We start from the raw sequence: 14531 nt of genomic DNA on the forward strand, positions 1-14531 counted from the left end.
TGGCGGCGAACCGGCTCTTCCTGCCCTGCTCCGCAGGAACTTCGCTTCCTCCCCCGGCTGAAGCCGGGGGTATCCACGAAGGAGAGACCCGATGAACACCGCCACCAACCAGGCATCCCACTGGCTCTTCCCCGGCCGACGGGCTGGCCAGCCGGCCCGTCCCGACCACCTGTCCGCGCTCCATGGCGAGATCGGTGTTCCGGTCGCTGCCGCCCGCGGAGCTGCCATTCGACAGCAACTCCTGGAATTGCCCGCCCCCGTCGTGGCGAAGGCCCTCAACTACCACGACAAGACCACCAGCCGCCTTCTCAGGGAGACCGGCGGGACCTGGAGCCGATACGCCGCTGGCGATCACAACCGGTCACCATTGGGCTGGGTTCCTCGGGGAACCGACGACAGCTGAACACGAGAGCCCACCAGTAGACCCCAGAAACCCGGGAATTCAGGCGTGGACCAGTTCCAGTGCCTGCTTCAGGTTGTACTCGGCAATGCCTGCCATGAACGCCCGGTCGGGGAAGTCCCCGTCGAGCAGCCGCAGCGGACCCGCCGTCAGCGAGAGCCGTTGTGCGAGCATGTAGAGAGCGAGCCGGTCCTCGTCCAAGCCGTCCACCCTCAGCGGCTGGTAGGCGTCGTGCAGTCGGATTTGTAGAAACACGTGCTCCCACTCGACGTCGAAGTACATCGATCCCTCGATGTCGATCGCCACGGGGTTTCCGTCGGCTTCCACCAGCACATGGTCGGGTCCCAGTTCGCCGTGCACGACTGCGTACTCCGCGCGTGGCCGCACCGTCGCTGCCAGGCCCAGCAGCCGCTCCTCCAGCCGGTCGCGGGCGGCCGCGATCCGCGGATCGCGCGAGGCTGCCTCGGCAAGGTCCCGCAGCGCACGGTCGAGGACCACCCCCTCGCACGACGTGCCGCGCGACGTTCCTCCTCCGTCGACTACGGCCACCTTGCCGTACGCCGGTGCCCGGTGACCCCGCATTGCCCCCAGCGACTCCGCGAGCCGGGCCATGACCGGAGCAGCCGCGCCCGCGTCACGCGCGAGCAGCTCCTCCAGGGTCTCCCCCGGAAGGTCCTCGACGATCGCAAGGTCGGCCGGGCAGTAAGCGCCATCGCAGTCGACGAGGCGGATCGCCGGAACGCGGACGCCGAGCGCGTCCAGCCGCGCGTGCGCGGCCTGGAACAGATCGAGCCCGAGGCCGGGCGAGAACGGGTCGGTGAGGTCGTCGTCGCCCTCGGCCGTCGGCCAGTAGTTCTCAGCGTCGTCCCATAGGTAGGCGATCGCCGTCGTCGCGTCGTCCATCACCAGGCGGTACACGCCCTTCTTACTGCCGCCCGCGACCCGCTCGACCGCATCCAGCCGCCGCCCGCCGCCCAGCGCGGCCCGCGCCGCACCCGCCAACTGCTCCCGCGTCACTGCCCTCCTGGGTGCCACGTTCCGAACCGCCTCTCTGCCACGACAACCCGCGAACCCTACGGGAGCATCGACGTGGGGGCGATTGGTTTATTCCGGATCTGAGCACTCGCTGAACCAAGATCACATACAGTGACCACCGGACAGGGCTCCGCAGGGAACTGGCGACAGTTGAATACGCGAGCCCACCAGTACCGAGGGCCGTACCGTACTCGGCGATCTGGCCACCGTCGGCTGTGCCACCCGTCAGGACTGGCCACCGGCCGTCCCGCTCAGCTCGGTGGCGGCCGGGTTCGGTGGTGCGGTCGTGATCGGCATGCTCGTCGGCGTGTACCCCGCCTTCCGCGCGGCCCGCCTGCCCCCTACCGAAGCCCTTGCGACGGCTCAGAGAGCGCAGTCGGTGACATCCGGTGAGGGGATTCCGGCGTGTGGTGGACCCGCAGAGGGCCGTGCGTCGGCCCCGGGGCTTCGGCGGGCGGTCAGTTCAGGGTGCGGCGGGCCAGCACGGCGGCCTGGGCGCGGCTGTGGCAGCCGGTTTTCGTCAGCATGCGGCTGACGTGGGTCTTCACCGTGTGCAGGCTGACCACGAGATGGCCGGCGATCTCGGCGTTGCTGAGCCCGTCCCCGACCAGGCGGAGAACGTCGCGCTCTCGCGGGGTGAGTTCGGCGAGCCGGGCCAGGTCTCCGTTGTCGGGTTGCTGCCTGGCGGCGGCGAGGTGGCTTGCGATGATTCGCTGGGTGACGGCGGGGCTCAACGCGCTGTGCCCGGCGGCGGTGGCTCGCACGGCGGCGGTCAGTTCCTCGTAGGAGCTGTTCTTCAGTAGGAAGCCGGTGGCGCCGGAGGCGAGCGCCTGGTCGACGTATTCGTCGAGGTCGAAGGTGGTCAGCATGAGCGCCTGGGTGCGGCCGGGGCCGAGCAGGGCGCGTCGGCCGAGTTCGGCCAGTGTCCAGAGGCCGTCGCGGTGCGGCATGCGGATGTCCAGCATGATGACGTCGGGCTTGAGCTGGCCGCATACCTCGACGGCCTCCTTGCCGTCCTGGGCGGTGCCGGCGATGGTGATGCCTTCCTGGCTGCCCAGGATGGCGGCGAGGCCGTCGCGGATGATTCGCTCGTCGTCCACGACGACCACGGTGATCGGCTCAGACACCGGCGGCGTCCAGCGGGATCATGTTCAGTGGCAGGGTGGCCAGCACCTGGAAGCCACCGTCGTCGGTCGGGCCGGTGCGCAGTTCGCCGCCGAGCGCGTCGACTCGTTCGCGCATGCTGACCAGTCCGAGGCCGGTGCCCCAACTGGCCGCTACGGGCTCGGCGGGGCGGGAGTTGACCACCTCGCAGCGTAACTGCCCTGCGTCCTCGGCGATGTCGACCCGGACCCGGGCCCCCGGCGAGTGGCGGCGGGCGTTGGTGAGCGACTCCTGGACGATGCGGTAGACGGTGAGTTGCGCCGGCCGTGGCAGCGCGCCCGTGTCGGCCTCGATCTCGACCCGCCCGTCGACCTGGGCGCCGGCGGCCCGGCTGCGGTCCAGTAGTTCGGGCAGATCGCGCAGGCCCGGCATCGGGGCCAGCGGCGCCGCGTCCTCGGGGCCGCGCAACACCCGTAGCAGGTCGCGGAGTTCGCCGCCGGCCTGGCGGCCCGCGATGGCGAGTCCGTCGATCTGGGTACGCGCCCAGGCCGGGAGTTCGCCGCCGCGAGCGCGCAGGGTTTCGGCCTGTACCACGAGCAGGGTGAGGGAATGGGCGACGACATCGTGCATCTCGCGGGCGATCCGCACCCGCTCCTGCTGCGCGGCCTGCTGTTCGCGCAACTGCTGTTCGCGCAGTACGTCCGCCATGCGCCGCTCGGCCGCCGCGAGGTTCGCACGGTGGGTGCGGGCGGCGAACCCGGTGGCCCAGGCCAGCGGCATCGGGGCCAGGACGGCGATCACATCCGAACTGCCCCGGTACTGCGCCGAGACGGCGGTCAGCTGGTTGATCCACACTCCGGCGGCGACCACCGCACCGCCGCCGCCGAGCACGACCAGCCAGGTGCGGGCCCAGCTGGTGCAGTAACTGCCCACGTTGTAGAGGGCGACGGCCAGCGACAGGAAGACCAGCGGGGACAGCTTCATACCTGAGGCCGCACCCCCGACGAGCGCCGCCACCAGGGTGGCGAGGAGCACCAGGAACACCGTCACCGGCAGCTTGCGGCGCAGCGGCAGGGCTACCGCGGCCACCACCTCGGTGGCCAGCAGCAACCACCAGGCGCGAGCCGAGGGATCGGCACTCGACTGCATCAACAACGGTGCGCACAGGGTCAGTAGGACCAGTCCGGCATCGGCACCCCGCGGGCGCCATCCCGCACGCCACCGGTTCGAGTACTCCGTCACTCGGCCGACCCTAGCGGGATTCAACGCGGTCATCGTCACTCCTAGGAGCTACATCGACGCCCACCGGGACGGTGCCGGACTGTTCCACCGTCGCGTCCGGCTCGCGGCGCAGAGGCCGCGGCGTCCACCAGTTCCACCTGCCGAGCAGGATCATCGCCGCGGGCAGGACCACGGCCCGGATGATCGTGGCGTCCAGCAGGATCGCTGTCGCGAGCCCGACGCCGAGCTGTTTGAGGTCCAGAGTGGTCAGCGTGCCGAAGATCGAGAACACGGCGACCATGACCACGGCGGCGCTGGTCACGGTGGAGGCCGAGCCGGTGATGCCGCGCGCGACCGCCTCCCTGGTCGGCACCCCGGCGCGGACCGCCTCCCGGATCCGGCTCACCACGAAGACGTGGTAGTCCATCGAGAGCCCGAAGAGCACCACGAACAGGAACAGTGGCAGCCAGGTCACGATCCCGCCGTTGGACCGGAAGCCCAACAGGCCCTCGGCCCAGTGGTGTTGGAAGACCAGCGTGAGCAACCCGTAAGCGGCCCCCGCCGAAAGCGAGTTGAGCACGATCGCGGTGAGCGCGATGACCGGTGCCCGGAAGGTCACGAGCAGTACGACAAAGGTGAGCACGAGGACGAAGGCGATCGTCCACGGCATCGCGCCGGACACGTCGGCGGTGAAGTCGGCGTTCGTCGCGATCGGCCCGCCGACCGCGTACCGTGCGCCCGGCAGCCCGGAAAGCGCCGACGGCACAAGCCGTTGCCGTAGTTCGTCGAGCGCCTTGGCGGCCCTGTCACTGCCGACCGGGTACGGCACACCGACGTCGAGCACGGACACCGTCCGGTCCGCCGAGGTCTGCCGCTGCGGCGGCTGGTCGTGGGCGAACAGCGGCTCGGCCTGGGTGCGCCGGCCGAGGTCGGTCAGCGCCTCGCGCACCTGGGCCGCGTCTTTCGCCGGCGTGCGGACCGCGATCCGCAACGACGAGCCGGTGCTCGGGAAGGCCCCGGTCAGCCGGTCGTAGCTCTGCATGATCGGGATCGAGCGGGGCAGGTCGGCGTCGTCGGTCAGCCGCAACGTCATGCCCAGCGCCGGGGCGGCGAGCGCCAGCAGGCCGACGACGGCGACCACGAGGGTCGGCTTCGGGGCCCGCAGCGCGGGTCGCAGCACCGTCGGCCAGAACCGGCCCCCGCCCTCCTTGCGGGCCGTCAGCCGCCACACCAGCGGGACCCGCGGCCGGTCGAGCCGGCGGCCGAGCTTGGCCAGCAGCGCGGGCAGCACGGTGACCGAGCCGAGCACCGCGACGGTCACCACCAGGATCGAGCCGGTCGCCAGCGAGTGGAACGTCGCATCGTCCGCCAGGTACATGCCGGACATGGCGACCGCCACGGCGAGGCCCGAGACCACGACCGCGTGCCCGGAGGTGGCCGCCGCGATCTCGACCGCGTCGATATTGCCGCGTCCTTTGGCCCGCTCCTCGCGCTCCCGCTTCAGATAGAACAGCGAGTAGTCGACCCCGACCGCCATCCCGACCAGCAGGACGACGCTGTTCAGCACATCGGTCGTCGGCACCAGGTGCGAGGCCAGCGCCGACAGCCCGATCGCCGCCCCCACCGAGGACAGCGCCAGCAGCACCGGAACCCCGGCGGCGATCACCGCGCCGAAGGCCACCAGCAGGATCAGCAGGGTGACCGGGATGCTGATCAGCTCCGCCTGATGGAAGTCGCCCTTGATCCGGCCGTCGAGCGCCTCGTCCATCGAGGCGTCCCCGACCTCCTCGACCCGCAGCCCCGGGTACGACTTCGCGGTGGCCGCCGTCGCCTCCAGCAGCGGCCGGACCCGCGACCCGGCGTCGCTGCGCGCACCCGTCATCTCGGCCCGGACCAGCAGCGCCGACCGGTTCGGCGCCACCATAGCCGACTCCACCTTCGCCACCCCCGGCAGGGCCTTGAGCCGGGCGGCCACATCGGCGGCGGCCCGCCGGGCGGCCGACGCGTCCAGCGCGCCCGACCGGGCACTGATCAGCACGTTCTCCACCGCCGGGTCATGGAACCGGCCACTGTCCACGATCTCGACCGCCCGGCCCGACTCGCCCGGCGACATGGCCGAGTCGCTCGACTTCGTACCGGCCACCGCGCCCACCCCGACGCAGACCACGACGAACAGCACCCATCCGCAGATCGCCCGCCACGGGTGCGTCGCGCTCCATCGCGCGATCCGCACCGTCATCCCGCGTTCCACCATCGCCACGTCGCCTCCCCGGCTCACTGAGCGACTCGACGTCACTTGGATGCGGCCGGAAGGGACTTGCCGAGCATCGTGCAGACCGCGGCGTCGACCACCTTCTGGTCCGCGGCGCCCGACTTCTTGTCATGCAGCCCGAACAGCGTCGTGGTCACCACGGTGACCGAGCGCTTGCCGGTCGCGTCCGTGTAGTTCTGGCTCGCGTAACCGGGCACCCCACCGGTGTGCCCCCAGACCGGTCCGCACGGGCTGTTGTACTCCTCGATCCCGAGTCCGTACCGCGAGCTCCGCGGGTCCCCGGGTGTCTCCACCACGGTCGTCCTCATCTGCTTGAGCTGCGCGGGCCGCAGCAGCCCGCCGGACGCCAGCGCTCGCAGGAACCGCTGCTCGTCGGCCGGCGTCGACACGATCGCGCCGGCCGCCCACGCCCACGCGGGGCTGATCGACGTCACCAGCACATGCTCGCCCCGCGCCGGCCCGGCGAACGAGGTACCCTCGGGCACGCCCGGCGGAAGCAGCGGCGCCAGGTGTTCGGCGTCCGGCTCATACGCAGCGGCCAGCCTGGCCCCGTCCCGCGAGGTGCCGTTGGCCGCCAGATAGGTGTCGCGCAGCCCAAGCGGCCCGATGATCCGCCGCTGCAGCAGAGTCGCCAGGCTCTGGCCGCTCACCTTCTCCAACACCCGGCCCAGGGCTATGTAGTTGGTGTTGCTGTAGGAGTACTCGGCGCCCGGCTTGAACAGCGGCGGGTACTTCGCCGAGACCGCCAGCAGCGCCTCCGGCCGCACGGGAGACTGGTCCGCGCCGATCACGCGGGCCAGGGCGCTCGGGTCGTTGATGTAGTCGTACAGCCCGCTGGTGTGGTTCAGCAGCATCTTCAGCGTGATGTTCCGGCCGTTCGGCACCAGGCCCGGCAGCCACTTGTCCACCGGGTCCTGCAGCGACAGCTTGTGCTCGGCGGCCAGCTGCAGGACCAGCACACCCACCATCGTCTTGGTGTTCGACCCCATCCTGAACTGGTCGTCCGCCGACAGCTTGTGGTCCCGCTTCGTCCACGTCGCCTGCTGCGCCAGCGAGATCGTCCGGCCACTCCCGTCGTTCACCCGCACCACGACCCCGGGCGCCCCCGCGTCCAGATCCTGCCGCATCAGCGCGGCCAGCCGCTTGGCCCCGGTGGTATGGCCGACTCGCCCGGCATCGGCGGCGTTCGCCGTGTTCAGCGCGGCGGCATCCCCCGGTGTGGCGCAGACCGCGAGCCCGGCGGTCGCGGCCAGGACCGAGGCCACCGCCATGCCGGCGCGGCGGGTGAGCAGGTGCTTCGAGACGAGTCGACGAGCCATTGTTCCTCCTGGGTCGGTTTCCCCTGCGGCGTGTCCGCCGTCTGAGAACCATTCAGCCAGGATCTCGACACAAGATCGTCACTCGTTGTCGCGCGGTTGTCGCCCCGCCCGTCCCTCCTCCGAAGGGGGCCCTCCGCCCCGGGCGTCACTCCAAGGAGCGACCCCACATGGGATGTGCCTGATCGCGGTGCGCCGACCCAGCAGCAGCCCGGCATGCACCGGCGCCGGGCACGCCCACAGGTCCGGTACCCGGTTCGCCTGTCCGGCCGAATCGCCCGGGCCGAGACGGCCTCAACTGCACGAGCCATAGGGCTCCCTTCAAACGACGACCACAGACTGAAACGCAGCCGCCGCTGCGGCTCGTCGAGGACGACGACTGCCTCGCCGCTGCAGAGGGCAAGGCCGAAGATCCACTCGACCAGGCTGAAACCGCCTGGCCCAGTCCCTTCCCCACCGCACTGATTCAGAGGAGCACAGCATGGAATTCGTAGAACCCCGCCCCACCGGCAAGGGCCCTGGAGACTGGTTCAACGGCGATGTCTGGTGCGACGTCATCCACGCCGGTCAAGAACCTTCCCGCCTGCGCGCCAACATGGTGTGAGGTCTCGATCCGCGCTCCCGGACACCAGCGATCCCGCCGCACGGGCCGCGGCAGGCCGCCAACCGCTCACACGCGAAGTTCCGCGCACTGGTCGAACAGGCCATGGCCACCGCCAAGGCCTGGCGGCTCCTCCGCAAGCTGCGGTGCTCCACCACCCGTATCACCAGCCCCGTCCAGGCCATCCTCACCCTGCACCTGACCTGCTCAAACTGAGGTTGGAAAGCGCTCAGTGTGCAGGTTGGTCGAATATGGCGCAGTTGACCGCGTCCATCAGGGCCGCGCCGGTGCGGTGTTCCTGCTGGGTGAGAGTGGACGTCGCGAAGAAGAAGGCGGCCGTGCGATGTCCGGTGGAGTCGGTGACGTTGTAGGTCGCATAGCCTGGGACGACGCCGACGTGGTCCCAGACCGTGCCGCAGTCGGTCTTCGCCGTCTCGATGCCCAACCCGTAGCCGAGCTCGTCCGGGTCCGCCGGCCCGTCCTCCGGCACGGTGGTGCGCATCTGGGCCAGTTGGGCGCCGGGCAGCAGGCGGCCGGACATCAGCGCGTCGTAGAAGCGGGACCAGTCCCCGGCGGTGGACACGATCGCGGCGTCCGCTCCGTCGGCCGTGACGTAGTCGCCGGTGACGTCGACGTGGTCGTCGTGCTGGGGGCCGGCATAGGTCTTGAAGTCGTCGGGGATGTCGGGTGGCATGTGGGCGGCGTCGGGTTCGTAGCCGTGGGCGTGCCGGGCGTGCCAGGCGGGGCCGGTGGCGTAGAAGGTGTGCCGGAGCCTCAGGGGTCCGGCGATCCGGTCTCGCACCAGTGCCGCGAGGTTCTTGCCGGTGGCCTTTTCCAGGATGGCGCCGATGGCGATGTAGTTGGTGTTGCTGTATGACCACTCCGCGCCGGGCTCGAACAGGGCCGGGTGTCTGCTCACCAGGCTCAGGATTTCCGTCGATGTCCATATGTGGGAGTCCCGACCAGTGAGAGCTGGTGCGAGGGCGGGGTCGTCGGTGTAGTCGAACAGCCCACTGGTGTGGTTGAGCAGCATGCGCAGGGTGATCGCTCTGCCGTTGCGCACCTGGCCGGGCAGCCACTTGTCGACCGGGTCGGTGAGGGCGAGTCGGTGCTCGGCGACCAGTTGCAGGACGAGGGTGGCCATCACCGTCTTGGTGTTGGAGGCTTCTCGTACTTCGTCGTCGGCCCTGAGCCGATGGTCCTTTTTCGTCCAGGCGGCCTGCTCGGAGAGCTCGATGGGTTTGCCGTGGCCGTCGTCCACTCGCACGATCACGCCAGGTACTCCTTCTTCCACCAACTTCCGCGCTAACTCCCGCAGATGGGCGCGTGTCTGTGCAGTGGCGTCCTGTGGGGCTGCCGAGAGGGTTGGAGGGCCGGCGGCCGCGCTCTCGCGGGCCGCCGTACTCGCGTGGATCGTGTTCGCACTCGACGGCGTCGCGGCAATGGTTGCGGCGAGGGCCGCGGACACAGCGATGGTTGCTGCTGCGCGAAACGCCGTCAGGTGCGGGCGCCGTCGAACATGCACATTCACATGCACTTCATGCTCCTTCGAGTGTCCAGGAAGGCTGTCGGGCAGGATCGGGGCGCGGGGAGGGGGAGGCGGGACTGCGGCCGTCGAGTTGTCGCCGGCCCTGGGAATCCTTCGGAGGATAGACGAACGCGGGGTGAGAAAGATGAGTATCGGTTACTCCACCTTGCTTTCCGAGTGGAGTCGGTGAAATGAGTGGTTTCTGTACGTTGTTGACCTCGGCCTGGATGTTCCGTGACGACCGCCCGGCTTGGAGTGCGGAGCCGCCTACGGGTGAACAAGCCGTGGCTGCTGGCGTTGGCGCTCGATGTGGACTGATGGCTTCAGTTGCGACGGTGACGTGCGCGATACGGGTGCCGGCCTGTCGGAGATCGGCCGCGAGACCGGCCTGAACTGTTGAAGGGCCGGCAGCGGCAGTCCTTGCGGCAGGCGCCGGTGATCGATTGGGCCGAACGTCTTCAACTCGTGTGACCTCGCTCGCGCTTGTGCCAGCGACAGCGCATGCACTTCTCGAAGTGCGCAGGACGGGAATCAGACACCTCGAGCTCCAAGAGCGGCGACTCGGAGCGAGCCTCCCACCCCTTCGACCGGGACATTCCCCTGCCCTGGTCACCGCCCGGTGCGCATGGTGGCCGACGGCTTCGGAAGCCGGGACTGGATGAGCTCCTTGTGCGGCGGGCCGCTGCTCGAAAGGGAGCTGACGAGACATCAGGCCATCCTGGAAGGTAGGAGGTGTGTCGCGAACCGTCGAGAGCGAATGAGACCAAAGGTCCATACCTGCACAATGAATCCTTAAGAAATGCCCTGATATGCGCAATAAAATGGCAATGCAGCGCATGCGGCGGCTCAGAGCGATCGGAGGATTCGGCCAGAAAAGATCGGAGCAATTTCCTGTCGCGATATTGACCCCGATGGCTCGGCTGAGGATTCTCGACACGGAGCGCAGCGGTCCCCGACGAAAGGCAGACATGTGATGACCGAATCCGTGCAGCATGCCGTGGAGCAGCACTCACAGCTCGCAGATGAGGAATCCGGGACGTGGCAGACGCCCGGCTATGTAGTCGTGGAGACCGCCTTGGAGGTCACCGCCTACTCGCTGAGCAGCCGGTAACACCGCTGCCATGCTGCTGCAGGTGCTCGGCACGGCGGCGGGCGGCGGCGTACCGCAGTGGAACTGCGCGTGTCCCGGTTGTTCCGGGGCACGCGCCCACCCCCACTGGCGCCGTCGGCACGCCTCGCTTGCCGTGCGGGCGAGTGAGGACCGTTGGTATCTCATCAATGCCACACCCGACATAGGCGACCAGATCGAGGACTGCCCGTCGCTCCACCCCGGCCCCGGGTCGCGGAGTACCCCTGTAGCCGGGCTGGTGCTGACGGACGCCGAACTCGACCACACCCTCGGCATCGCCCGACTGCGCGAAGCCGGTGACGGCGGCCTGGAGGTCCTCGCCACCGGCGCCGTACGCGAAGCCCTGCTCACCCGGCTGTCCCTGGGTGCCGTACTCGGCCCCTACACCCCGCTCACCTGGCGGGCACTGGCCCCCGACCGGCCTGAACCGCTCTGCGCGGGCTCCTCCGTCACGATCAGCGCGATCCCCGTATCCGCCAAACGCCCCCGGTATGCGGCAGATACAGGGGCGGGCTCCGGGGCGGACAACGGGATCCACCCCACGACGTACTCCGCACCGGACGCCCCGGACGGGGATCAGGACCCATGGGTGGTCGCCCTGCGGCTCACCGACCTGTCCACCGGTGCGTCCGTGGTCTACGCCCCGGCGCTGGCGGCGTGGCCGGAGGCTCTGCAGACCGCTGTCGGCACGGCCGACTGCGTGATCGTCGACGGTACGTTCTGGGATGACTACGAACCCCGGCGCACCGGTATCTCCGAGCGGACCGCGACCGGTATGGGCCACCTTCCGATCGACGGTCCGGGAGGCACCGCGCAGCGCCTCGCCCCGCTGGGCGGACGCTGCTTCTACACCCATCTGAACAACACCAATCCCCTCGTCGACCCCGGCTCGCCGCTGCACAGTCAGCTGGCCGCCCAGGGCATCGAGGTGGCCAACGACGGAATGGTGATCGAGCTGTGAGCACCGGCGCGAGTACGGCGACGGCAGGTGGAGCCGGTACGTCCGCTACGGCAGGCGGCGCAACGACCGCGACCGCGCTGGAGGACCGGCTCAGGGCCGTGGCTCGAGATCGCTACCACGACCGCCACCCCTTCAACGTGCGTATGCACCAGGGTGAGCTGACCCCCGACGAGCTGCGGTGCTGGATCCTCAACCGCTTCCACTACCAGCGCCACATCCCCGTCAAGGACGCCCTGATTCTCGCCAAACTGGACAGCCCGCGGCTGCGCCGGATGTGGATGCGGCGGATCGAGGAACACGACGGCCAGGCCGAGGGAGAAGGCGGCATCGAGCGATGGCTGCGGCTGGGCGAGGCAGCGGGCATCGACCGGTCCGAGCTCCTGTCGGGCCGGGATGTGCTCCCCGGCGTCCGGCTTGCCGTGGAGGGCTACGTCAACTTCTGCCGGCTCCGATCCCCGCTGGAAGCCGTCGCCGCGTCACTCACCGAGCTGTCCGCCCCGGGCATCATGCGCACCCGCATCGGCGCCTTCGAACGCCACTACCGATGGATCGACGCCGACGGACTCGCGTACTTCCGCGCCCGCGAGGCCCAAGGCCGACAGGACAGCGGGGAGGCCCTCGGTCTCGTACTGAAGTGGGCGAACGGACAGGCCGACGAGGAGCGAGCAGTGGCGGCCCTCTCCTTCAAGTGCGATGTGCTGTGGTCGCTGCTGGACGCGGTCGATCACGCCGGCGAAAACGCGCGGCCGTGACCGGCTGGCGTCCCGCCCTCGAGCGATCGGTCGTGCTCCGGCACGACCGGGTACGCCAGACGGACCTGCTGGTCCTGCCCGAACGGGTGGTCGTACTGGAGGGACGGGCAGCGGATGTCCTGCGGCTGTGCGACGGACACCGGACGGTGGAAGAGATCGTCGACATGCTGGCAGCCCGTTTCCACGGAGCGCCCGTGACGGTGGAGGTGCCCCGGTTCCTGGACCGCGTGCGGCAGGAGGGCTGGCTGCGATGACCACTCCTCCGTCCACGCCGCCCGCATCACCATCCCCTTCTCCTCCCTGGGCCCTGCTGGCGGAGCTCACCCACGGCTGCCCGCTGCACTGTCCCTACTGCTCCAATCCGCTGGAACTGGTGCGCCGTTCACGCGAGCTCTCCGCCGAGGAGTGGGGCGACGTGCTCCGGCAGGCCGCGGACCTCGGCGTCGTGCACACCCATCTCTCCGGCGGCGAACCGCTGCTCCGTCCCGACCTCGCGGCGATCGTCGCCGCAGCCGATTCAGCCGGGATCTACACCCAGCTGGTCACCAGCGGGGTCGGACTGAGCGCGCCGAGGCTGTCAGCGCTGGTGTCCGCCGGACTGCGCAGCGTCCAGCTCTCGGTACAGCACGCGGAGCCGGCGTCCTCCGACCGCATCGCCGGCCACCGGTCCTTCGCCGCCAAGGAACGGGCCGCCGCGCTCGTACGCGAGACCGGGCTGCCGCTCGGTCTCAATGTCGTCCTGCATCGCGACAACCTCGACGCCGTCGACGCCGTCGTGGACCTGGGCGTGGCCTGGGGCGCGGACCGCATCGAGCTGGCGAACACCCAGTTCTACGGGTGGGCCCTGCGCAACCGCACCGCGCTCCTGCCCACCCGCGACCAGCTCTCCCGCGCCCGGAGCACCGTCGAGCGGCGACGGGAACAACTGGCGGGCACCACTGAGCTGGTGTGGGTCGTGCCGGACTACTTCGACGGCGTACCGAAGCCGTGCATGGGCGGCTGGGGCGCGGTGTCGCTGACCGTCGCCCCGGACGGCGTCGTCCTGCCGTGCCCGGCGGCGGGAGGCCTTCCGGATCTGGACGTGCCGAACGTCCGCGACCATCCGCTGGAGTGGATCTGGAACAGCTCGCCGGCCTTCAACCGCTACCGCGGCACGGAATGGATGAGCGAACCGTGCCGTGGCTGCCCGCGCCGCGAGACCGATTTCGGCGGCTGCCGCTGTCAGGCCCACGCACTCACCGGCGACGCCGCGCGCACCGACCCCGCGTGCGCGCTCTCTCCCGACCACGCCCTCCTACGCACCATCGCGGAGACACCGCGTTCCGGCACCACGCCCTACGTATACCGAGGTCCCGGCCCCCGCACCCCCCGCAGCTCCCGGACCCTATGACAGGGGCACCTGCCGTCGACGGCCCTGACAAGTCGCGGCCTCCTGCCCCGCGTGAGGCCCTGAATTTTGTCAGCCCCCTCTCTGGCCGGCTGGGCACCGGCTCCTCCTCGTCCGCGACGTGTACGGGCGGGGCGGACCAAGTGTCCCAGCAGAAGCTGAACGCGCAGTTGACGAGCGTCTGGTGGCGTCGGATGGCTGCATCGGAGCGGACCTGGAAGTCGGCCCAGCCGAGTTCGTCCTTGACCTGTTTGTAGCTCTGTTCGACCCAGTGCCGCAGCCCATGGATCGCCCCCGCCCGCAGCACTCCAAGAACTCATCAACACCGTCGCCGGCGGCAGACCTCTTTATCTCTGCTGCCCTGGTCAACAAACCACCGCTAGTTGGCCATCTCGATTCCAGGCTGGTCGGCAGTCCACAGTTGACTTCCTCCCCCAGCTGAAAGCAGGGGGATTCCTAGCTCAGGCTGCCTCCGGGAGCGGCGCTCCCAGTGGACTTCTGCCATCAGCACTAGCCGGGTGGAGACCAGCCCGGACGAGCATCACGCGAGCGGAGTTCTTGTCCCTGGGGGACACGGCTCCGCACACGGTGCACGCGTAGGTTCGTTCGGAGAGGGGAAGTGCGTGCTTGGTTCTCGCTCCGCACTCGGAACAGTCCATTGTGGTGTGGGCCGGGTGCACGAGGTGCACGATGCGGCCGTGCTTGCGGGCCATCTCGGTCAGCGCGGTCTTGGTCGCGCCGATCGCGGCGTCGGCGGCCTTGCGGGCCATCGTCGACTTCGCGAGGAACTTCGGCTTGAAGTCCTCGACGGCGAGCTGGTCGAAG

At 69.7% G+C, this 14531-nt stretch carries 13 protein-coding genes and 2 pseudogenes; 8 read left to right on the forward strand and 7 right to left on the reverse strand.

The window, feature by feature from the left end:
* The first annotated feature begins 91 nt into the window (after positions 1–91).
* Positions 92–403 carry a hypothetical protein gene (locus ABZT17_RS43020; protein WP_356357637.1) on the forward strand — a complete coding sequence of 104 codons (312 nt, stop codon included), beginning with the start codon at positions 92–94 and terminating at the stop codon, positions 401–403.
* Positions 404–442: 39 nt separating this feature from the next.
* Here the strand turns inward: ABZT17_RS43020 and ABZT17_RS43025 are convergent, their stop codons facing one another.
* From ABZT17_RS43025 to ABZT17_RS43045, 5 genes are all read right to left on the reverse strand, one after another.
* Entirely contained in the window at positions 443–1417 is a 975-nt protein-coding gene (locus ABZT17_RS43025) for a phosphotransferase (RefSeq protein WP_356357638.1), read from the reverse strand.
* A 476-nt stretch (positions 1418–1893) separates the two neighbouring features.
* Complete coding sequence (locus ABZT17_RS43030; protein ID WP_356357639.1) at positions 1894–2562, reverse strand: response regulator transcription factor; 669 nt, start codon at positions 2560–2562, stop codon at positions 1894–1896.
* The gene (locus ABZT17_RS43035; RefSeq protein ID WP_356357640.1) at positions 2555–3781 is read right to left on the reverse strand and encodes a histidine kinase; all 1227 of its coding nucleotides are present in this window, start codon (positions 3779–3781) and stop codon (positions 2555–2557) included. Before ABZT17_RS43035 ends, ABZT17_RS43030 begins: the two co-directional genes overlap by 8 nt.
* 10 nt (positions 3782–3791) lie before the next feature.
* Positions 3792–6014, reverse strand: coding sequence for an MMPL family transporter (locus tag ABZT17_RS43040; RefSeq protein ID WP_356357648.1), 2223 nt, complete (start codon positions 6012–6014; stop codon positions 3792–3794).
* Positions 6015–6052: 38 nt separating this feature from the next.
* Positions 6053–7351 carry a serine hydrolase domain-containing protein gene (locus tag ABZT17_RS43045; RefSeq protein WP_356357641.1) on the reverse strand — a complete coding sequence of 433 codons (1299 nt, stop codon included), beginning with the start codon at positions 7349–7351 and terminating at the stop codon, positions 6053–6055.
* A gap of 478 nt (positions 7352–7829) precedes the next feature.
* On the opposite strand from ABZT17_RS43045, the pseudogene ABZT17_RS43050 reads away from it, so the two are divergent.
* Both ABZT17_RS43050 and ABZT17_RS43055 read left to right on the forward strand, forming a co-directional pair.
* Positions 7830–7949: pseudogene (locus ABZT17_RS43050) on the forward strand (cupin domain-containing protein); the annotation flags it as partial.
* A gap of 51 nt (positions 7950–8000) precedes the next feature.
* A pseudogene (locus ABZT17_RS43055) lies at positions 8001–8165 on the forward strand (IS5/IS1182 family transposase); the annotation flags it as partial.
* A 13-nt stretch (positions 8166–8178) separates the two neighbouring features.
* On the opposite strand, the gene ABZT17_RS43060 reads toward ABZT17_RS43055, so the two are convergent.
* Positions 8179–9486 carry a serine hydrolase domain-containing protein gene (locus tag ABZT17_RS43060; RefSeq protein ID WP_356357642.1) on the reverse strand — a complete coding sequence of 436 codons (1308 nt, stop codon included), beginning with the start codon at positions 9484–9486 and terminating at the stop codon, positions 8179–8181.
* A 964-nt stretch (positions 9487–10450) separates the two neighbouring features.
* Between ABZT17_RS43060 and pqqA the strand changes: the two genes are divergently transcribed.
* From pqqA to pqqE, 5 genes are all read left to right on the forward strand, one after another.
* A complete protein-coding gene (pqqA, locus tag ABZT17_RS43065; RefSeq protein ID WP_356357643.1) occupies positions 10451–10588 on the forward strand; it encodes a pyrroloquinoline quinone precursor peptide PqqA in 138 nt (45 codons plus the stop codon).
* Positions 10589–10598: 10 nt separating this feature from the next.
* A complete protein-coding gene (locus ABZT17_RS43070; RefSeq protein WP_356357644.1) occupies positions 10599–11567 on the forward strand; it encodes an MBL fold metallo-hydrolase in 969 nt (322 codons plus the stop codon).
* Between the two features lie 77 nt (positions 11568–11644).
* Complete coding sequence (gene pqqC / locus ABZT17_RS43075; protein WP_356357649.1) at positions 11645–12319, forward strand: pyrroloquinoline-quinone synthase PqqC; 675 nt, start codon at positions 11645–11647, stop codon at positions 12317–12319.
* A complete protein-coding gene (gene pqqD, locus ABZT17_RS43080) occupies positions 12316–12573 on the forward strand; it encodes a pyrroloquinoline quinone biosynthesis peptide chaperone PqqD (RefSeq protein WP_356357645.1) in 258 nt (85 codons plus the stop codon). The genes pqqC and pqqD overlap by 4 nt, the downstream gene beginning before the upstream one ends.
* The gene (gene pqqE / locus ABZT17_RS43085; protein WP_356357646.1) at positions 12570–13709 is read left to right on the forward strand and encodes a pyrroloquinoline quinone biosynthesis protein PqqE; all 1140 of its coding nucleotides are present in this window, start codon (positions 12570–12572) and stop codon (positions 13707–13709) included. Before pqqD ends, pqqE begins: the two co-directional genes overlap by 4 nt.
* A 458-nt stretch (positions 13710–14167) precedes the next feature.
* On the opposite strand, the gene ABZT17_RS43090 is transcribed toward pqqE, so the two are convergent.
* Positions 14168–14531: transposase (locus ABZT17_RS43090; RefSeq protein WP_356357647.1), on the reverse strand; the 364-nt coding region annotated here is incomplete at its 5' end.

This window comes from Streptomyces sp. NPDC005648 (assembly GCF_040605395.1).
Taxonomy (GTDB): Bacteria; Actinomycetota; Actinomycetes; order Streptomycetales; family Streptomycetaceae; genus Streptomyces.

Coding starts and splice junctions, on each gene's coding strand:
- ABZT17_RS43040 (WP_356357648.1), bottom strand. CDS start 6,014: ATGGTGGAACGCGGGATGACGGTGCGGATCGCGCGATGGAGCGCGACG.
- pqqA (WP_356357643.1), top strand. CDS start 10,451: ATGACCGAATCCGTGCAGCATGCCGTGGAGCAGCACTCACAGCTCGCA.
- pqqE (WP_356357646.1), top strand. CDS start 12,570: ATGACCACTCCTCCGTCCACGCCGCCCGCATCACCATCCCCTTCTCCT.
- ABZT17_RS43045 (WP_356357641.1), bottom strand. CDS start 7,351: ATGGCTCGTCGACTCGTCTCGAAGCACCTGCTCACCCGCCGCGCCGGC.
- ABZT17_RS43070 (WP_356357644.1), top strand. CDS start 10,599: ATGCTGCTGCAGGTGCTCGGCACGGCGGCGGGCGGCGGCGTACCGCAG.
- ABZT17_RS43020 (WP_356357637.1), top strand. CDS start 92: ATGAACACCGCCACCAACCAGGCATCCCACTGGCTCTTCCCCGGCCGA.